Raw genomic sequence first — 19145 nt, 5'->3', positions numbered from 1 at the left:
CTTTCCTGTCAGCTGCGTAGGGTCACAAAAGGAAACGGCGGCGCCAGTTTCCTGGCGCCGCCGTTCCGTTTCGTTGCCGAAGCTGGCTTCAAGCCGCCGGCTGTGCCTCGATGGTGCGCAGCGCCTGGGTCTGGCGCTTGGCCGCGGCCTTGACCGCATCCTGCACCTTCTCGAAGGCGCGCACCTCGATCTGGCGCACGCGCTCGCGGCTGATGTCGAACTCGGCCGACAGTTCTTCCAGTGTCAGCGGCTCTTCGGCGAGGCGACGGGCCTCGAAGATGCGCCGCTCGCGCTCGTTGAGCACGGCAAGAGCGCCTGACAGCATGCCGCGCCGGTTTTCCAGCTCGTCCTGCTCGATCAGCATATCTTCCTGGCTTTCATGGTCGTCGACCAGCCAGTCCTGCCATTCGCCGGACTCGCCTTCGCTCGCCCGGATCGGCGCGTTGAGCGAGGCGTCGCCCGACAGGCGGCGGTTCATCGACACCACTTCGGCTTCGGACACGTTGAGGCGGGTGGCGATCTCGGTGATCTGGTCGGGCTTCAGATCGCCATCGTCGAGCGCCTGGATCTTGCCCTTGACCTTGCGCAGGTTGAAGAACAGACGCTTCTGGTTGGCGGTCGTGCCCATCTTGACCAGGCTCCACGAGCGCAGGATGTACTCCTGGATCGAGGCCTTGATCCACCACATGGCATAGGTCGCGAGGCGGAAGCCGCGCTCGGGTTCGAATTTCTTGACGGCCTGCATCAGGCCGACATTGCCTTCCGAGATCACCTCACCGATCGGCAGGCCATAGCCGCGATAGCCCATGGCGATCTTGGCGACGAGCCTGAGGTGGCTGGTGACGAGCTTGTGCGCTGCGGTGGTGTCTTCATGCTCGGCGTAACGCTTGGCGAGCATGTACTCTTCCTGCGGCTGCAGCATGGGAAAGCGGCGGATTTCTTCCAGGTAGCGGCTGAGGCCGCCTTCGCCGGAAACGATACTGGGTAATGACTGGGCCATGATAGCGCCCCCTCTCTATTGGAGTGATGCCCCCGAAACGCGGCGGGCATATGACACGAGCACCAAAAGGCTCGCTCGCGACGTCAGGTGTTATACAGGAACAAAACCAGAAAAGACAGGCGTTTGTTCAACACGAAACAGTGTGTCACGTTGAAGTGAACATTGCCGGTCAGGTTTTTGAAGGCTAGCTTGAAGGGTGTTGGTGACGGGGTCAGAGTTTGCGGAAGCCGCCGACGAGTTCCTCCATATCCCCCGGCAACGGCGCCTCGAACCTCATCGTTAGATGGGTAGCCGGGTGACGAAATGCAAGGAGCCAGGCATGCAAAGCTTGCCGGGAAAATGCCTTGACCTGGCTTTTCAGCGGTTCAGGCAGCCGGTTGGCCTTGGTGCGGAACGCCTGGCCGTAGTCGGGGTCGCCGATCACCGGATGGCCGATATGCGCCATGTGGACGCGGATCTGGTGGGTGCGGCCTGTCTCCAGCCGGCATTCGACCAGGCTTGCCGTGGCGAATTCCTGCTGTTTCTCGCCGAAACGCTCCTGCACGGCAAAGTGGGTGACGGCATGGCGGGCATCGTCGCGCCCTTCCGGCACCACGGCGCGGCGCACCCGGTCGGCGGCGCGGCCGAGCGGCGCGTCGACCGTTCCCGTCGGCCGCTGCGGGATGCCCCAGACGAGCGCCAGATAGGCGCGCTCGAGATCGCCGGTCAGTCCGTGATCGGCGAAGGCTTCGGACAGCGACTTGTGGGCGCGGTCGGTCTTGGCGACCACCATGACGCCGCTGGTCTCCTTGTCGAGGCGATGGACGATGCCCGGCCGCCGCACGCCGCCGATACCCGACAGGCTGTCGCCGCAGTGATGGATCAGCGCGTTGACCAGAGTGCCGGTCCAGTTGCCGGCGCCCGGGTGCACGACAAGCCCGGCCGGCTTGTTGACGACGATCAGTTCGTCGTCCTCATAGAGCACATCGAGCGGGATGTTTTCGCCTTGCGGCTCGGCCGGCTCCGGCTCCGGCATGGCGACCGACACGCTTTCGCCCGCGGTCATCTTGCGCTTGGTCTCGTCGACAGGCTTGCCGTCGATCCTGACCGCGCCCTGCCTGATCAGCATCTGCACGCGGCTGCGCGACATGTCCGGACCGAGGCTGGCCGCCAGCCACTGGTCGAGGCGCTGGCCGGCCGCATCCGCGCCCGCGACCAGCACGGTGGGGGCTGCCGCCATGAATTGGTCCTCTATCAATTCGGGGGCCTCTTCGCTATGAGCGCTCATCGAAAAACCGTTCCGGAATATTTTGCCATGGCCATCGCCGAGGAAGACCCAGTAGTCGAAGGCCGGGAGAAGCCGCTCGACCCGGAGGTCGAAAAGGTGCGCAGGAAACTCGTCCGCTTCGTCGGGATCAATCTCGGCCTGCTGTTTCTTGCCCTTATGGTGGTGATCGGGGCCGTTGTCTACAAAGCGCGCAACGCACCGCCCGCGACCCCGCCGCTGGCCGGCGACATCCAGGCGCCCGCCGGCGAGCCTGTCAGCGGCGACATCGTGCTGCCGGTCGGCGCCAAGGTGGTTAGCCAGTCGCTGTCCGGCAACCGTGTCTCGATCGACGCCGAGCTTGCCGACGGCAGCCGCACGATCTTCGTCTATGATATCGCCGAGCGCCGCCTGATCGGCCGTTTCGCGATCCGCAACAAATGAGCCGGCCGCAACAAATGCGTAGGCCTCGGGCGTGACCGGGTTCGCCGAACATCGTCGCGTCGCGACCGTCGCGCTGGTCGTCGCGAATTATGACGAGGCGATTGCCTGGTATGTCGACCGGCTCGGCTTTCTGCTCGTCGAGGACGTCGATCTCGGCGGCGGCAAGCGCTGGGTGACGGTGGCGCCGGCCAACGGGCAGGGCGCCAGGCTGCTCCTGGCCGAGGCTTCCGACGAGGCACAAACGAAGAGCATCGGTAACCAGACCGGCGGCCGGGTGTTTCTGTTCCTCGAGACCGACGACTTTGCCCGCGACCATGCGGCGATGCTGGAAAAGGGCGTCGAATTCCGCGAGACACCGCGCTTCGAGCCCTATGGCACGGTGGCGGTTTTCGCCGATCTGCATGGCAATCTCTGGGACCTGATCGAGCCGAAACGATAAGCCTGCTGCCGACTTTTCCCCGATAAGGGAAAGCCGCCGAACCCCAGTTGCTTTTTCCCAGCCGTCAGCCTATATCGCCGGTTCTTGAACGCGCCCATCGTCTAGCGGTCAGGACACCGCCCTCTCACGGCGGGAACAGGGGTTCGATTCCCCTTGGGCGTACCAGGAAATCGCGCGTAACATAGGCAGGTTGCAGCAAATTGGCTGCATGACGCAATTGGCCTTGGCCCTCCTTGTCCGCATCTCCCGGTTGCCCGGTGCACCCAGTCGTTCTTTACGAACAAGAAGATCACAGCACCATTCGAACATTCGAATGTGGCGACAGTTGCCGTCTGGCCATTGTCAACCGCAAGTGGGCCGAGCAAGTCACCCTATGTTTAGCGGTATAGCGCCAGAGCCAGATGACAACGCGTTCCAGCAGCGCGCAAAAAAGCCCGTCGACCGGAGCCGGCGGGCTGTTGCTGCGACTATCTGATCGGCTTAACGACCGGACGGCCTTTGTCCGTTCACGAGCAATTGCCCGTCAGAAACTGCTTGTCAGTCTCAAGAACGCCCCGTGGTAAATGCGTGTACTGTCAGATTTTCCGCCAGATGTCGCGAAATCGATCCCGGGCAGCGCATTGAAGTAGACATCGGCGCGGTAGCCCAGAGCCACCTTGGTGGTGTCGGTAAAGTTGTAAGTCACGGCCAGGGACGCGTCGGTGTTGAAGACACCTTTCTTGTCCGACTGCCTGACTTGTGTACCGTCTTCCAGAGCGAAGGTCTTGTCCCTGGTGATGGCAAAGAGGTAAGCGGCGCCAACCCCGTAATCCAGGCCAAATTGACCGGCCAAAGGTATGCTTCCCTCGACGGCGACGCGCGGACCGAGGCCGCGGAAACGGCTTTTCAGATAGGCGTTGTCAGTCGATGTCAGCGACCCCAAGTCCGTGCCAGTGTAGGCTACACCCGGGCCGCTGATCCTTGCGCTCAGATCCGCATAGCGAAGGCCAAGCTTGACTTGGGCAGGTCCGCTGCCAATTCCAAGATCTCGTCCAACCGCGAAGTCAGCAACCGCGTGGGCCTCGCGCACATGGACCGTACCAGCCCGCGCCCCAGTCTGGTCCACGGAGCCGTTGCTCCCTGCGGTGCCGTCACCCGCCGGTCTCGCAAAGGTTACACTCTCGGTCGTACCATGATCCCTGTTACGATTGTTCCAGCCATATCTGAAACTTGCGCTGACGTGCCAAGTATTATCGATCCGATAGTCCAGCCCGGCAGCCACTTCACCGCCGACTCCCGCGAAAGGCGAGAAAAAGTCCGCGAGAGGCGTGTTGGGATACAAACGGTCGCCGCTGCTCCAGCCGACGCCACCTTCAATAAAGGCCGTCAGCTTCGGAAGCGAAGCTGCAAGTGGCACAGAAGAATCCGAGAGGTCGGCAGCGCGCGCAGCCAGCGACATCGCTGAAATGGCGATCGACGAAACACCAAGAAGTAGTAATCTTTGCAAGCGCATAGCCCAAACCCCTAATTTAGCCCAGTCGCGATATACGCCGGCAAGTGTTGAGGACTCAATGTGCGTTCAGACACCGAAAAAAAGTTTCTGTTAGTGTTGCAAAATTATCGAAACCGATATCTGCAGGGCGGACACTCTGCAGGGGGGCGCGATTGTCTCACCAATCCGGAATAGTTTGGCTGGCGTCGTATCCCAAGTCGGGAAACACCTGGACGCGCCATTTTCTGCATAGCCTGTTGAAGGTCTTGCACGGCGAGGGCGGAACCCAGTCGATCAACGACATCGGGCGATTCTCCAGTGGCGAGGCCGGAAGATGGCGATACACCAAATTCGCAGGCAAGGAGATCACAGCCGAGGATTATGATTCCATCCCAACCCTTCGCCCCAAGGTGCAAGTCGCTTTAGCGGACGAAGTGGATGGCGTTGCGTTCATCAAGACACACAATGCCCTGCTGATGGACAAAGGCCAGCCAATCATCAACCCTGCCGCCACGGCTGGCGCGGTCTACATCGTGCGAAATCCTCTCGATGTCGTGATTTCCTTGTCGCATCACCGCGGCAAATCTGTCGACGACACCATCGACTTCATGGCTTCAGAAGGTATGCGTACGGAGATCAGCGACAAGCAGGTGTATGAAATCTGGGGCTCGTGGAGTGAGCACGTGCATAGCTGGACGCGCGTTCAACATCCGGCCATCTATGTCATGCGCTATGAGGATATGCTTTCGGAGCCGGCGAAGACCTTTGGAGGACTGGCGCGGCACCTGAAAATGAACCCGTCGCCCGCCGAGCTTGCGACCGCCCTGAGCATGTCGTCATTCGAAAATCTTCAGGCTGAGGAGAAGAGTTCCGGCTTCCGAGAACGTCCGGAAGCCGCGACCGCAGGTTTCTTCAGAGCTGGGAAAGCCGAGCAATGGCGTGAGGTTCTGACCCCGGCTCAGGTCGATGGAATAGTGACCGGTCACCGACTGCAGATGGAAAAGTTTGGGTATTTGCCGTTGTAGAGCGAAGAATTGCAGACCGTCACATGCGTCGACTGTGGCCGGCCTGGATCGGATTCTCGACTGGCATGCTGTCACCGCACGCTTACCAAGATTTCGCTCACCAATCGCCTATCTACCGGCGGCTATTCGCTTTCGGCGCGCGACCACGGATGTACCGGTGCAAATGTCGAAATGAAAAGGTCGGCTCAATACCGGCCCTTTGCTTTTTGGCGTGCTGCGCCTTGGGCGTACCTCTCTCAGAGCTCTCCACAAATCGTCCAACCTAGGCCGCATTCGCCGCTTCTGGCGCAGCGGGGCCGATTGGATTAGCATCGCGTGATGGATCCCCGGCTAGAGCGGCGCGCAGAACGCCGTTGCCCGGGCAGATCCGGACGGGCAGTCGATGCCCCGGGAGGGAGACCAATGCAGAAACTGCAAACGCAAGGCGTGCATCATATCACGCTTGTCGGCGCCGGGCGCCAGACCTCGATCGATTTCTGGGAAGGCGTGCTCGGCATGCCGTTTGTCTTCGAGCAGCCCAACCTCGACAAGGCGAGCGAAAGCCACCTCTATTTCGATCCTGGCGACGGCCGGCTGATCACGGTCTTCACCGACGAGAGCCGCACGCCGCAGAAGCGGCGCACGCCGACCGATCCGGGGTGCGTCCATCACATCGCTTTTTCGGTGTCGCGCGTCACTTTCCTGCAGGCGGTCGCCCGGCTCGACGAGCGCGGCATCAAGCACAGCGGCGTCAAGGATCGCGGCTTCATGGATTCGATCTATTTCGAGGATCCGCTCGGCCTGCTGATCGAACTCGCATCCTACCGCTTCGAGCCGCCGGCGGGCTTCACCCATGCCGACGTGCTGATGGCAGCGCACAAACTGCGGGTCGCGCGCGGCGACTACAACATCGCGGAGGTGCATCTCGCCGATGCGATCCAAGCGCTCGTCGAGCGTTCCCGCGCAACCTTGTCGGACGACCGGACGCCGAAGAACCCATACTAACACCAGCAAAAACAGAGGGAGGACCACAATGGCAAAGACTGTGACCAAGAGCGCAAGAAAACCGGCGGCCAAGGCAGCCGCAAAGCCGGCAGGGAAGGCTGCGAAGCCAGCAGCCAAGCCAGCGCCAAAAGCTGCCGCGAAGGCGGCGGCAAAGCCTGCAGCCAAGGTTTCCACCAAGACGTCCGCACCGAAGGCCAAGGCGAAGTCGGCGAAGAAGCCGGCGCTGAAGCTCAGCATGCTGAAACCGAGCGTCAACAACATGACCGTTCGGGTGTTTGCGAGAGCGGCCGGGTTCGACGCTGCCGAGACCGACGCCTGGGGCAGCACGCGCTCGCCCGAATATATGGCGCGCAACCCGGCGCATCTGACGCCGATGATCGAGGACAAGGGCCTGCCACGCGGCGTTCTGTGGGAAAGCTGCGCCATCATGCAGTATCTTGCCAACAAGCATGGGCTGGAGAAGTTCTATCCGAAGGCGCCGGCCAAGCGGGCCATGATCGACAGCGCCATGTTCTATCTGACCGGAACGCTCTACCCCTATGTCGCACGCGCCACCTATCCGGCGCTCGGCTTCCCGCAATATGCCGGCGAGGTCGGCCATAGCGACGCCCACCCCGACAAGAAGTCCGAAGCCCAGAAGGCCGCCATGGCCGCCATCGCCGAACCGCTGGAGGTCTTTCACAGCTTCTTCAGGGACGGCAAGCCGTTCATCGGCGGCACGAGCCCTTCGATCGCCGACATCCGCCTGGCGGCGACGCTCGAATTCCTGGCCGTCATCGACTACCCCTTGCCCAAATGGGCGACGGAATATGTGGAGGCGATCGAGAAGAAGCTCGGCAAGGCCTACGCCGAGCCGGCCGCCGACGTGCGCGGCTACATCGCCTATGTGCGGTCACAGCCCAGGGCCTGAGGTTAAGGACTCGTTAACCAAAACCCTGTCTACTGCCGGTAATTCACCCCGCGACCACGGATGTACTGGCGCCGAGTGAAAGGAAAGGTCGGCGCAATGCCGGCCTTTTTTGCTTTTTCGAACGCTATCGCCGGCGGTGAGGTGAGCAGGTGGTGCGAGCGTTTTTCGGCATCAACTTTTTACCGAGAGATATTGTCATTGCCGACGTTGGCCTTACCATCCATTTCGGCGGTCCGGCAGCGATTGTCGGTTGAGGGTGAAGACGTGGGGATTGCGATGAAAAGCGTGGTCAAACTCGCGATTGCAGGCGTGATGTCGGCAGGCATCGCCTGCCCGTCGTTTGCCGCGCCGCTCAACACCATGAACGAAGTGAGGGCCGCGATCAAGGCATGCTGGACGCCGCCGGCTGGCGCCGGAAATGCCAGCGTCACATTGAGCTTCAGCTTCAAGCGCGACGGCACGCTGATCGGTCCACCGAGGCCGACTGCGATCAAGGTGGACGGCGATGCCAAGGCGAAGAAATCATTCGTCGATGCCGCCACCACGGCCTTGCAGAATTGCCTGCCCCTGACCTTTTCGCCGACGCTGGCGCAAGGCATGGCAGGCAACGTGTTCACGTTGCAATTCGCTTCTCCCAAGAAGTAGGCCGAAGCAGGCGTGCCACGGGGGGCGTGCACGCCCCCTGACCCTTCGGGCTGCGTGATGACTACGCGGGCTCAGTGATGGCTGCGCCTGGCATCTGCATGGCGCGCAAGATCAGGTGTCTCGAAGACGTAGTCATTCCAGGCCGATTCCGGAATCTGGCCGGCCAGATAGCATTCCAGCAGCAGCTTCTGCTCGGGGCTCAGAGGCCTTGGCGCGCGTTCGTGATCCAGCCCAAGCGAGTGAAACAGGTTTCTTGTCAGGTCCGAGACCGTGAAATGGATCGACATCTGCGTTCTCCTTCGGCCATTAACGCCGAAGGCCGGGCAAAGGTTTCAGGCGGGCGGCCGGTAACGATGGTTTGATCGTGGCTTCGTCGCCCTGCCAGCCACCGGCGATGCGGGGCCGCCCAGCACCGGTCGATCGAAGCCAGCAAGCGGCCGGTGCGCATGGTCGGCCCGGCCTTCCGGACGATTGACCGTTCCGAATTCGACGGGCGACCCGGTTGCGGCGAGCCTGCCGGAATCGGGCAACACGATCCACCTGGAACGGAGGGGCGCTCACGGCGTTGTCATCGACATCAGCCAGGAGAAACGCCATGGCCACATTCAGGGAAATGCGGGTGCTGGAGATCGTCGAAGACGACGCCCTGACCTCCGAGCAGAAGATCGCCGGGCTACGCGAGATCGAGTCCGAGGCGCGGGGATTGCAGCGGGCCGCGTCGGAAAGCCCGATGAACGACGATGACGGCTGGCAGGACGATTTGCGCCAGGTTCGGCTTGCGCTCGACAAGCTCGGTGCGACAGAGCCCAAAAAGGGTGCGGCCTCGCTGTAAGGCAACTCCCTTGAAAGGACTTTTCCGGGGCGTCAGTCGCAGACCATGCGAATTCTCTTGCCGGGTTCGCTGACATTCCTGCATGCCAGCGGTTTCTCCGGGGAAGACGGGGAGGGCGGCGTCGAGACCCGCGTATTGTGCCGTCTCGGCGCGGTGCTCTCGGAAAAGCGTCTCGGCGGCTGCGGCGCCACCGGAAAGGTGCTGTTTTCGGCCTGCGACTGTCCGTATTCGACATTTGGCGGCGGCCGATCCCAGAAACGCCGGACATCGAGCGGCCTCGGGATGACGACGGTGCCATCATAGGTGCGCGAGCAGCCACTGCCAGAAAGCAGCGACACGCCCACGAAGAAAGGCAAAATCCGTCCGAACATCAGCAACACCCCTAGGCGCTTATATAGCGGCTACGAGCTCGCCGACAACCGGGCGGAATAACGCAGGCCAAGTCTGCCCGGGCTACGTCCGCCCATGTGTCTAACGGGCCGTTAAGGTTAGCGGATCGTTAATGCTTCTCGGGCACATTCCGCCGGCGAACCGCAGGGGGAGGGTTCGGCCTTGGTTTTCGGGGACGGCATGGCGGAAGCGGACGAAACAATCGGCGCGCGCGGCAAACGTGGGCCTGGCAAATCGACATCGCATGGCGACGACGCAGGATCGAGCGCCGCGGACATGAATTCGGCCGACGCGCTTCGCCAACTGGTCGAGGCCGGTTCGGACTGGGTCTGGGAGACCGATGCCGAGCTGCGGTTCTCCTGGCTGTCGCAAAACTACCAGGCGGCCACCGGCATCGATCCAGCTTACGTGCTTGGCCGGTTCCGCTTCGATTTCCTCAAGCAGGTCCTGAATGGCGACCGCAGTGCCGCGACGCATCTGGAGGATCTGCAGGCGCACCGGCCGTTTCGTGACTTCGTCTATGAACTGAAAGGTGGCCGCGCCGATTGCCGTTGGGTCTTGACATCAGGCTTTCCGAGGTTTGATGACGAGGGAAGATTCATCGGCTACCGCGGCATCGGCCGCAACGTAACGGCGCTCGCCGGCGCCTTCGGGACGCTGGGGCAGGGACCGTCGGCGAGCGGCGAGCCGGCCCAGTATCTTGCCGATCTCGAGCGGACGATGGACGCCATGCGCATGGGGGTCGTGCTGCTTGACGCCAGGCTCGACACGCTCATCATCAACAAGGCCTACAGGGACATCTCCAAGATGTCGGAAGGCGACGTGGCGGTCGGCGCCCCCTTCAGCCAGCTGATGGAGATCAACCGCCGCAACGGCATCTATGGCGATATCGGCGAGCAGGAGTGGGAGCACTATCTTGCCACAAGGCTCGACGAGATCCGCGCCGGCAGCGTCGCGGCGCGTCAGTTCCGCCACGCCGACGGCAAGACGATGCTGTTTTCCGTTACCGCGCTGTCGGGCGGAAAGCGTCTCCTGACCTACTATGACGTCACCGAACTGAAACTGCGCGATGCCGAGATCGAGATCGCCAACGCCAGGACGGCCGAAACCTTCGCCAACCTTCGCACCATGGTCGATCAGATGCCGATCGGTGTCCTCGTCGTCGATGCCGACATGCGCGCCGAAGTCATCAACCGTGCCTTCTACGATTTCTGGCAGATCGACGCCCGGCGCGCCGGGATCGGCTGCAGCTTCCGCGATCTGATGGACGCCAGCCGCGACATCGACCCGTATGGCTCCGACGACGCGACATGGCAGCGGCATATCGCCGAGCGCGAGGCGGAAATCAGGGCCGGCACGGCAGGATCGCGGCAGTTCCCGCGCAATGACGGCCGCACGCTGATCTCGTCGATGGCGCCGCTGGCCGGGGGCAGGCGGCTGATCTCCTATGTCGACGTCACCGACATGAAGAGCCGCGAAGCCGAACTTGCCGACGCGCTGGAGAAAGCGCGGCTGGCGGAAGCGGTCATCAACGCCGTCAAGGATCCGATCTTCGTCAAGGACGACAATCTGCGCTTCGTGTTCGTCAACGAGGCGTTCGCCTCCTTGTTCGGCCAGACGCCTCGGGCCATGCTCGGCAGGCCCGGCGGCGATTTCCTCACGCTGAACGATGTCGCGCTTTTCGAACAGAGCGAACGGGACGTGCTTGCCACCGGACGGCCCTACGAAGTGGAAGAAAATTTCGACGCCGATGGCGCCATCCGCTCGCGTATCGTCAGGAAGAGCCGCGTCGGCATGGCAAGCGGCCGCAAGTATGTCGCCGGCTTCATCTTCGACATTTCCGACATGAAGCGCCGGGAGACGGAAGCCGAGGACGCACGCAAGAATCTCGCGACCGTGCTGGAATCGCTGCCGGCCGCCGTCATCATCTACGACCGTGACGACAAGTTCGTCTTCGCCAACCGCAAGCTGCAGGACACGCTGCCTGAACTGAAGCCCGCATGGCAGGCAGGCCGCACCTTCCGCGAGGCTTTGGCGCTTGGCCATTCGGTCGGCTATTTCCGCCTCAGTGGCGACCCTGAAATCGACAAACTGTACGACGGCGATCCCGAGCGCTGGCTCGACGGCATTCTCGCCCGCTACCGTTTGCCCAACTCGTCCTACGAGCGTCTCAATCCCGATGGCCGCTGGTATCAGGTCTACGACATGCGGACCGACGATGGCACCTTCATCGGCGTGCGCGTCGATATCTCCGAGATCAAGAGCCGCGAAAAGGCGCTGCAGGATAGCATGCGCCAGATCGATCTGTTCCGGCACGTCATGGACGAGCTGCCGGTGGCCGCCTTCATCAAGGCGCAGGATCTGAGCATCGAATTCGTCAACAAGGCCTGGTGCGCGCTGACCGGCATTGCCAAGGAAGACGTCATCGGCCGCACCGACCGCCAGCTGTTCGGCGCCGATGACGCGGAAAGCTACAGCCACGACGACACCGAGGTCGTCGTCACCGGCCGCGTCAGGGAGATTGAAGAGCCGGTCACCCATCGCGACGGCACGCTGCGGCAGTTGATGACGCGCAAGAGCCGCCTGGTGGCGCTAGACGGATCGGTGCACCTGGTCGGTTCGAGCACGGACATCACCGAGGTCAAGACGCGCGAGCGTGCGCTGGAAGAGAGCATGCGCGAGAACGAGGTGTTCCGCAGCCTGATCGACAACGTGCCTGTCTCGATCTACGCCAAGCGCTCGGATCTCAGGCAGTTCTACGTCAACAAGGGCTGGTGCGATCTCACCGGTCTCAGCAGGGAAGATGCGCTCGGCAAGACCGACATCGAGATTTTCGGACAGGATGGCGAAGCCTTCGTCAACAGCGATCTCGCCGTGCTGCGCAGCGGCGAAACGCAGGAGGTCGAGGAAACCGTGACGCTTGCCGACGGCAGCGTGCGCCACCAGTTCGCCCGCAAGGGGGCGATGATCGCGTCCGACGGCTCGCTCTACCTGATCGGGTCGACCACCGACATCACCGAGTTGAAGATGCGCGAGGCCGAACTGCGCGAGGCGCGTCAGCGCGCCGTGCTCGCCGACCGGGCCAAGTCGGAATTCCTCGCCAATATGAGCCACGAAATCCGCACACCGATGAACGGCGTGCTCGGCATGGCCGAACTGCTGGCCAAATCGAACCTCGACCCGAAGCAGAAGACGTTCACCGACATCATCGTGAAATCGGGCAACGCCCTGCTCACCATCATCAACGACATCCTGGATTTCTCCAAGATCGATGCCGGCCAGCTGGTGCTCGATCCGGCGCCCTTCAACCTTGCCGAGGCGATCGAGGATGTGGCGACGCTGGTCTCGACCCGCGCCAAGGAGAAGGACCTCGAGCTCATCGTGCGCGTCGAGCCTCGCCTCGAAAGCATGTTCATCGGCGATGTCGGCCGCATCAGGCAGATCGTCACCAATCTTGTCGGCAACGCGGTGAAATTCACCGACGAAGGCCATGTGCTGGTCGACGTCACCGGCGAACGGGTTCCGGCGGGAACGAAACTGACGATCTCGGTTACCGACACCGGCATCGGTATCCCCGAGGAAAAGCTGAAACTCGTCTTTGAAAAGTTCAGCCAGGTCGACACCTCCTCGACAAGACGGCACGAGGGAACCGGCCTCGGCCTCGCCATCACCTCGCGGCTCGTCGATCTGATGGGCGGCGACATCGGTGTCGAGAGCGCCGAGGGCAAGGGCTCGACCTTCTGGTTCACGGTCACGTTGCCAAGGGCCGGGCAGCAGGACGGGCAACGCATCATGCCCGTGGACGTGACCGGCGCGCGCGTGCTGATCGTCGACGACAATGCCGTGAACCGCGCCATACTGACCGAGCAAATGACATCGTGGACCTTCGATTCCTGCGCGGCCGAAAGCGGCGCCGAGGGCCTCAAGGTGCTGTTCGCCGCCGCCGCCTATGACGTGCCGGTCGACTGTGTCGTGCTCGACTATCAGATGCCGGGCATGAGCGGCGCCGAAATGGCGCGGATCGTGCGCAACACCGCCGGCCTTGCCGACACGCCGATCATCATGCTGACCTCGGTCGACCAGTCGCTCGCCAACACCAGCTATCGCGATCTCGGCATAGATGCCCAGCTGATCAAGCCGGCGCGGTCGTCGGTGCTGCTGGAAACGCTGGTCGCCACCATCCAGCGCCATCGCCACGCGACCGGCAGCGGGGCCGAGCCGCTCGCCACCGATGGTCTTCGAAGCGACGTTCCGCGGCCGCCGCCGTCGACGCCATCGGCACAACGGGCGCTGCTGCAGCCGCCGGCGGTTCGCCCCCGGCTGCCGGCGACCGGCGGTGGCGGGAACAGGCTGGATATCCTGGTGGCCGAGGACAATGAGGTGAACCAGATGGTCTTTACCCAGATCCTGGGCGAGACCGGTTATGGTTTCGAGATCGTCGGCAATGGCCGCAAGGCGCTCGACGCCTTCGGCAGGCTCAATCCATGCATGATCCTGATGGATGTCTCGATGCCGGAAATGAACGGGCTGGAGGCGACCGCCGCCATTCGCCGGCTGGAGGAAGAAACCGGCACGCATGTGCCGATCGTCGGCGTCACCGCGCATGCGCTGAAGGGCGATCGTGAACGCTGCCTGGGGGCCGGCATGGACGACTATCTGCCCAAGCCGATCAGCCCCAGGGCCATGCTCGAGAAGGTCGAGCGCTGGATCGGCGCGGGTCGCCAGGGTCAACGCAACGCCGGATAGCATCGCATCCGCCCGTTCGCGGGGGGAATCAACCAAGAATCGCCGCTACCCCCGCGGGCAAAACTATGGCGCGATCGCACCATAGCAAAGGCGGCGCCCAGTCGAGACAATGACCATATTCGAATTCCGCTCTTCCAGTTACGGGCGGGAGCAGCGACCGCCGGCATGAAACAGCGTCAATCTACCCCAACGGACCTGTTTTCGGCGATGGCCCGGCCATGACATCCTCTGGCCGAGAGCAACGCGCTCCCGTCCGGATTTTCTTTACCAGGGAAGCCACACGAAAACGGCAGGCCGGTCCTGGTCCGAAACGGTGCAAGTGCCTGATTCCGGGAGCAAAGCCAGGCTCCGTGGCGAGCGCTCGTTGGCTGGCGCCTTCCCGTCCCCAGTGACGCGTTACCGGGGTGACATCAAACTGTCATGCGACTGTAATAATCGAAGGCTATTGGCCTCAGCGGGCGCCGAGAGGAATGGCGCCAAGAGACCATCTTCCGAACAGGAGCAGGCCACATGAGACATTTCATCCGCTCGGCGGCCGTTGCGATTGCAATGGCTACGGCGTCTACCGTCACCCTTTCCGCGGCAATGGCAGCTGACATCTCCGGCGCTGGCGCCACCTTCCCCTATCCGATCTATGCGAAGTGGGCAGACGCCTACAAGAAGGAGACCGGTATCGGTCTGAACTACCAGTCCATCGGCTCTGGCGGCGGCATCAAGCAGATCAAGGCCAAGACCGTGACCTTCGGCGCTTCCGACGCACCGCTGAAGGGCGAGGATCTCAAGTCCACCGGGCTCGCGCAGTTCCCGATGGTGATGGGCGGCATCGTTCCGGTCGTCAATCTGGAAGGCGTCAAGCCGGGCGAACTGGTTCTCGACGGCCCGACGCTGGCCGATATCTTCGCCGGCAAGATCACCAACTGGAATGACGCGGCGATCAAGAAGCTCAATCCCGACGTCAAGTTGCCCGATCAGGCGATCGCGGTTGTCCATCGTTCCGATGGTTCGGGCACCACGTTCAATTTCAGCTACTATCTGGCCGACGTAAGCGCCGACTGGAAGTCGAAGGTCGGCGTCAACACCGCGCTCGAGTGGCCAGTGGGCATCGGCGCCAAGGGTAATGAAGGCGTTGCCAACAATGTCTCGCAGACCGGCGGCGCGATCGGCTATGTCGAATATGCCTACGCCAAGCAGAACAAGCTGACCTACGCCGACATGGTCAACAAGGACGGCAAGAAGGTCGAGCCGACGGCGGCGGCGTTCTCGGCCGCGGCGGCCAACGCCGACTGGAACTCGCAGCCGGGTTACGGCGTCATCCTGGCCAACCAGCCGGGCGCCGAATCCTGGCCGATGACATCGGCGACTTGGATCCTCGTCTACAAAAAGCCCAGCGATGCCGTGGCGACGGGTGAAGCGCTCAAGTTCTTCGCGTGGTCCTACGCCAAGGGCGACGATATGGCCGGTCAGCTGGACTATGTTCCGATCCCCGACGCGGTCGTCAAGAGCGTCGAGGACATGTGGGCCAAGGACATCGTCGGCGAAGACGGCAAGCCGCTCTATTCCGCCATGTAATTTGTCCTGAATGAGGAGGGCGCCTCCGGCGCCCTCCCTATTCTCTTTTGAAACGCGAGGGCCAGATGACTGTCGTTTCCGAAGCCATGCCATCGGCGGCCACAATGCGGGCCAGGGAAGCGACGGTGCGGCGCTTCGCTCTCACCGATACGATCTTCCTGGCGGCCACGCGCCTTTCCGCCATCCTCGTCCTGCTCATTCTTGGCGGCGTCGCTATTTCGTTGTTTGCCGGCTCATGGCAGGCGTTGTCGACCTTCGGTCTATCCTTCCTGACGACCGAGTCCTGGAATCCGGTCACCGAGAATTTCGGGGCGCTGGCTCCGATCTATGGAACCATCGTCACCGCCGCCGTCGCCATCTTGATCGCTGTTCCCATCGGTATCGGCATCGCTATCTTCCTTACCGAACTCTGCCCGCGCCCGCTCAGGCGCCCCATCGGCATCGCCGTCGAACTGCTCGCGGGCATCCCCTCGATCATCTACGGCATCTGGGGCCTGTTCGTGTTCGCGCCATTCCTGCAGACGACGGTGCAGCCCTTCTTCATCAATCTTTTCCATGACGTGCCCGGGCTCTCCAGCCTGTTCGCCGGTCCGCCCTACGGTATCGGCCTGCTGACTTCGGCGTTGATCCTTGCCATCATGGTTCTGCCGTTCATCACCTCGATCACCAAGGACGTGTTCGACACGGTGCCGGCGGTGCTGAAGGAATCGGCCTATGGCATCGGTTGCACGACCTGGGAGGTGACCCGTCGCGTGGTCATTCCCTATACCCGTGTCGGCATCATGGGCGGCGTCATGCTCGGCCTTGGCCGCGCGCTTGGTGAAACCATGGCGGTGACCTTCGTCATCGGCAATGCCCACCGCATCAGCGCCTCGCTGTTTGCTCCCGGCACGACGATCTCGGCGACCATCGCCAATGAATTCACCGAGGCCGATGGCGATCTCTATACGTCTTCGCTGGTGGCGCTTGGCCTGATCCTGTTCGTCATCACCTTCCTCATCCTTGCCGCCGCCCGCTATATGCTGATGCGGATCGACGCTCGTACGGGAGCCTGAACGATGTCGACATCCTTGTCGCTGCATGGTCGCCGCAAGACCAGGAATTCCGTGATGATGACATTGTGCGTCGTCGCGGCGGGAATTGGCCTTGCATGGTTGGCGCTGATCCTCGGCGCCCTGGTTTACAAGGGCGTCGCGGGCCTCTCTCTTTCGGTGTTCACCGAGATGACGCCGCCGCCCGGCGAGGCCGGCGGCCTGCTCAACGCCATCGCCGGCAGCATTGCAATGACGATCATTGCAATTGCCGTCGGCACACCCATCGGTGTGCTCGCCGGCACCTACATGGCCGAATACGGGCGCTTTTCGAAGCTCACCACGGTGGTGCGTTTCATCAACGACATCCTGCTCTCGGCGCCGTCGATCATCGTGGGCCTTTTCGTCTACGAGCTGCTCGTGAGGCCGATGGGGCATTTCTCGGCGATTGCCGGCGCGTTCGCGCTCGCCATCCTGGTCATCCCGGTCGTCGTGCGCACCACCGAGGACATGCTCAACCTGGTGCCGAACGCCTTGCGTGAGGCCGGCACCGCGATCGGCGCGCCACGCTGGGTGGTGATCAAGTCGGTGGCTTACCGCGCCGCCCTTTCCGGTATCGTCACCGGCATATTGCTGGCGATCGCCCGCATTTCGGGCGAGACGGCACCCCTGCTCTTCACGGCGCTCAACAACCAGTTCTGGTCGAGCAATCTCAACGCGCCGATGGCCAGCCTGCCGGTGACCATCTTCCAGTTCGCTCTCAGCCCTTACGAGGAATGGCAGCAACTGGCCTGGACCGGCGCACTCATAATCACATTGACGGTTCTCGCGCTCAGCATCGTCGCGCGCAGCCTGACCGGACGCAGAGAGGACAAATGAGCCAGATGTTGTCTCCAGACATGACGATCGCCGCCGAGGCAGCCGTCAAGGCCAAGATCGAGGTCAAGAACCTCAATTTCTACTACGGCCAGAGCAAGGCGCTGAAGGACATCACGCTGTCGTTGCCGGAGCGCAGCGTCACCGCCTTCATCGGACCATCGGGCTGCGGAAAGTCGACGCTGCTGCGCGTCTTCAACCGCATCTACGAGCTCTATCCCAAGCAGACCGCCGAGGGCCAGGTGCTGCTCGACGGCCACAACGTTCTCGACCGCTCGCAGGATCTCAACCTGCTGCGGACCAAGATCGGCATGGTGTTCCAGAAACCGACGCCATTTCCGATGTCGATCTATGAAAACATCGCTTTCGGCGTCAGGCTCTATGAGAAGCTCAGCAAGTCCGAGATGGACGGTCGTGTCGAGCAGGCGCTGAAGCGCGCCGCGCTGTGGACCGAGGTCAAGGACAAGCTCAACGCCAGCGGCCTCAGCCTGTCGGGCGGCCAGCAGCAACGGCTCTGCATCGCCCGCACCGTGGCGGTGAAGCCGGAAGTCATCCTGCTCGACGAGCCGGCATCGGCGCTCGATCCGCTGTCGACGGCCAAGATCGAGGAGCTGATCGACGAGTTGCAGGCCGACTACACGATCGTCATCGTCACCCACAACATGCAGCAGGCGGCGCGCGTGTCGAAGCAGACCGCCTTCATGTACCTGGGCGAGCTGGTCGAGTTCGACCGCACCGAGAAGATCTTCACGTCGCCCCGCGAGAAGCGCACGCAGGATTACATCACTGGCCGCTTCGGCTGAGCTCAGACACACGAGGACTAATCATGGGCGAACATACAGTCGCTTCTTTCGACGAGGATCTCGGACAGATCAGCAAGCTGATCGGCGACATGGGCGACCTCGCCGGCTCGATGGTCGGCGGTGCGACCAAGGCGCTGCTGAATTCCGACCAAGCGCTCGCCCAACGCGTCGTTTCCGACGACGCCATCATGGACGCGCGCCAGCGCGAACTCGACGACCGCGCCATCACACTGATCGCCAAGCGGCAACCGATGGCCGACGATCTGCGCCATGTCGTCGGTTCGATCCGCATGGCCGGCGACCTCGAACGCATCGGCGATCTTGCCAAGAACATCGCCAAGCGCGTCGGCACCGTTGGCCTCAGCGTCACGCCTCGCGACCTTTCGCACTCGATCGATGCGATGGCGCAGCTGGTGCTGATCCAGGTGCAGGGCGTGATCGAGGAATACGCCGCCGCCGACGCGGCGGCGCTGGCCAAGCTCAGGAACGACGACGAACGCATCGACGTCAAGTACACGTCCGTGTTCCGCGAACTCCTCACCTACATGATGGAGGATCCGCGCAACATCACCGCGTGCACGCATCTGTTGTTCTGCGCCAAGAACCTCGAACGCATCGGCGATCACGTGACCAACATCGCCGAAAATGCGTATTATGTCTTGACCGGCACACAGCTGCCCGCCAATCGCCCGAAGCAGGACGAGACGGCAATGTCCGCGCCGGCGGCATGACGACAG

The 19145-nt window shown here is 62.5% G+C and carries 18 protein-coding genes and 1 tRNA gene; 14 read left to right on the top strand and 5 right to left on the bottom strand.

Features of this window, described 5'->3' with window-relative positions; all coding sequences use genetic code 11:
• Positions 1 to 88: 88 nt before the first annotated feature.
• Positions 89 to 1000 (bottom strand): RNA polymerase sigma factor RpoH, encoded by a 912-nt coding sequence (gene rpoH, locus OOJ09_RS24665; protein WP_091578635.1) that lies wholly within the window; start codon positions 998 to 1000, stop codon positions 89 to 91.
• Positions 1001 to 1211: 211 nt separating this feature from the next.
• Entirely contained in the window at positions 1212 to 2267 is a 1056-nt protein-coding gene (locus OOJ09_RS24660; protein WP_269907695.1) for an RluA family pseudouridine synthase, read from the bottom strand.
• A gap of 27 nt (positions 2268 to 2294) precedes the next feature.
• On the opposite strand from OOJ09_RS24660, the gene OOJ09_RS24655 reads away from it, so the two are divergent.
• The 3 genes from OOJ09_RS24655 to OOJ09_RS24645 all read left to right on the top strand — a co-directional run bounded on the left by OOJ09_RS24655 (position 2295) and on the right by OOJ09_RS24645 (position 3291).
• Entirely contained in the window at positions 2295 to 2687 is a 393-nt protein-coding gene (locus OOJ09_RS24655; protein WP_269907694.1) for a fimbrial protein, read from the top strand.
• A 31-nt stretch (positions 2688 to 2718) separates the two neighbouring features.
• Complete coding sequence (locus tag OOJ09_RS24650; RefSeq protein ID WP_269907693.1) at positions 2719 to 3126, top strand: VOC family protein; 408 nt, start codon at positions 2719 to 2721, stop codon at positions 3124 to 3126.
• Between the two features lie 90 nt (positions 3127 to 3216).
• Positions 3217 to 3291 (top strand) — tRNA-Glu (locus OOJ09_RS24645).
• Positions 3292 to 3649: 358 nt separating this feature from the next.
• Here the strand turns inward: OOJ09_RS24645 and OOJ09_RS24640 are convergent.
• The gene (locus OOJ09_RS24640) at positions 3650 to 4618 is read right to left on the bottom strand and encodes an Lpg1974 family pore-forming outer membrane protein (RefSeq protein ID WP_269907692.1); all 969 of its coding nucleotides are present in this window, start codon (positions 4616 to 4618) and stop codon (positions 3650 to 3652) included.
• Between the two features lie 152 nt (positions 4619 to 4770).
• Between OOJ09_RS24640 and OOJ09_RS24635 the strand changes: the two genes are divergently transcribed.
• From OOJ09_RS24635 to OOJ09_RS24620, 4 genes are all read left to right on the top strand, one after another.
• On the top strand, positions 4771 to 5622 hold the full coding sequence (locus OOJ09_RS24635; RefSeq protein ID WP_269907691.1) for a sulfotransferase domain-containing protein: 852 nt from the start codon (positions 4771 to 4773) through the stop codon (positions 5620 to 5622).
• 402 nt (positions 5623 to 6024) lie between these two features.
• Positions 6025 to 6606, top strand: a complete 582-nt coding sequence (locus OOJ09_RS24630) for a VOC family protein (protein ID WP_269907690.1) — start codon at positions 6025 to 6027, stop codon at positions 6604 to 6606.
• 28 nt (positions 6607 to 6634) lie between these two features.
• The gene (locus OOJ09_RS24625) at positions 6635 to 7516 is read left to right on the top strand and encodes a glutathione S-transferase family protein (RefSeq protein ID WP_269907689.1); all 882 of its coding nucleotides are present in this window, start codon (positions 6635 to 6637) and stop codon (positions 7514 to 7516) included.
• A gap of 276 nt (positions 7517 to 7792) precedes the next feature.
• Entirely contained in the window at positions 7793 to 8161 is a 369-nt protein-coding gene (locus OOJ09_RS24620) for a hypothetical protein (RefSeq protein ID WP_269907745.1), read from the top strand.
• Positions 8162 to 8232: 71 nt separating this feature from the next.
• Here the strand turns inward: OOJ09_RS24620 and OOJ09_RS24615 are convergent, their stop codons facing one another.
• Positions 8233 to 8448, bottom strand: a complete 216-nt coding sequence (locus tag OOJ09_RS24615; RefSeq protein ID WP_091578622.1) for a hypothetical protein — start codon at positions 8446 to 8448, stop codon at positions 8233 to 8235.
• Positions 8449 to 8756: 308 nt separating this feature from the next.
• Here OOJ09_RS24615 and OOJ09_RS24610 point away from each other — a divergent pair, with 308 nt between their 5' ends.
• Positions 8757 to 8993 (top strand): hypothetical protein, encoded by a 237-nt coding sequence (locus OOJ09_RS24610; RefSeq protein WP_091578620.1) that lies wholly within the window; start codon positions 8757 to 8759, stop codon positions 8991 to 8993.
• Between the two features lie 32 nt (positions 8994 to 9025).
• Here the strand turns inward: OOJ09_RS24610 and OOJ09_RS24605 are convergent, their stop codons facing one another.
• Positions 9026 to 9364 (bottom strand): hypothetical protein, encoded by a 339-nt coding sequence (locus OOJ09_RS24605; RefSeq protein WP_269907688.1) that lies wholly within the window; start codon positions 9362 to 9364, stop codon positions 9026 to 9028.
• 199 nt (positions 9365 to 9563) lie between these two features.
• Here OOJ09_RS24605 and OOJ09_RS24600 point away from each other — a divergent pair, with 199 nt between their 5' ends.
• The 6 genes from OOJ09_RS24600 (at position 9564) to phoU (ending at position 19139) form a co-directional block, all read left to right on the top strand.
• A complete protein-coding gene (locus OOJ09_RS24600; RefSeq protein WP_269907687.1) occupies positions 9564 to 14129 on the top strand; it encodes a PAS domain-containing protein in 4566 nt (1521 codons plus the stop codon).
• Positions 14130 to 14639: 510 nt separating this feature from the next.
• Positions 14640 to 15698, top strand: a complete 1059-nt coding sequence (gene pstS, locus OOJ09_RS24595; protein ID WP_269907686.1) for a phosphate ABC transporter substrate-binding protein PstS — start codon at positions 14640 to 14642, stop codon at positions 15696 to 15698.
• Positions 15699 to 15763: 65 nt separating this feature from the next.
• On the top strand, positions 15764 to 16753 hold the full coding sequence (pstC, locus tag OOJ09_RS24590; RefSeq protein WP_269907685.1) for a phosphate ABC transporter permease subunit PstC: 990 nt from the start codon (positions 15764 to 15766) through the stop codon (positions 16751 to 16753).
• Positions 16754 to 16756: 3 nt separating this feature from the next.
• Complete coding sequence (gene pstA, locus OOJ09_RS24585) at positions 16757 to 17608, top strand: phosphate ABC transporter permease PstA (protein WP_269907684.1); 852 nt, start codon at positions 16757 to 16759, stop codon at positions 17606 to 17608.
• Entirely contained in the window at positions 17605 to 18408 is an 804-nt protein-coding gene (gene pstB / locus OOJ09_RS24580) for a phosphate ABC transporter ATP-binding protein PstB (RefSeq protein ID WP_269907683.1), read from the top strand. The genes pstA and pstB overlap by 4 nt, the downstream gene beginning before the upstream one ends.
• Before the next feature lie 23 nt (positions 18409 to 18431).
• Positions 18432 to 19139, top strand: a complete 708-nt coding sequence (gene phoU / locus OOJ09_RS24575) for a phosphate signaling complex protein PhoU (protein WP_269907682.1) — start codon at positions 18432 to 18434, stop codon at positions 19137 to 19139.
• Positions 19140 to 19145: the final 6 nt, after the last annotated feature.

It is taken from the genome of Mesorhizobium qingshengii (genome assembly GCF_027563465.1).
In the GTDB taxonomy this organism is placed as follows: Bacteria; Pseudomonadota; Alphaproteobacteria; order Rhizobiales; family Rhizobiaceae; genus Mesorhizobium; species Mesorhizobium qingshengii_A.
Note: the sequence above shows the minus strand (reverse complement) of the source record. Positions and strands in the feature narration are given on the sequence as shown.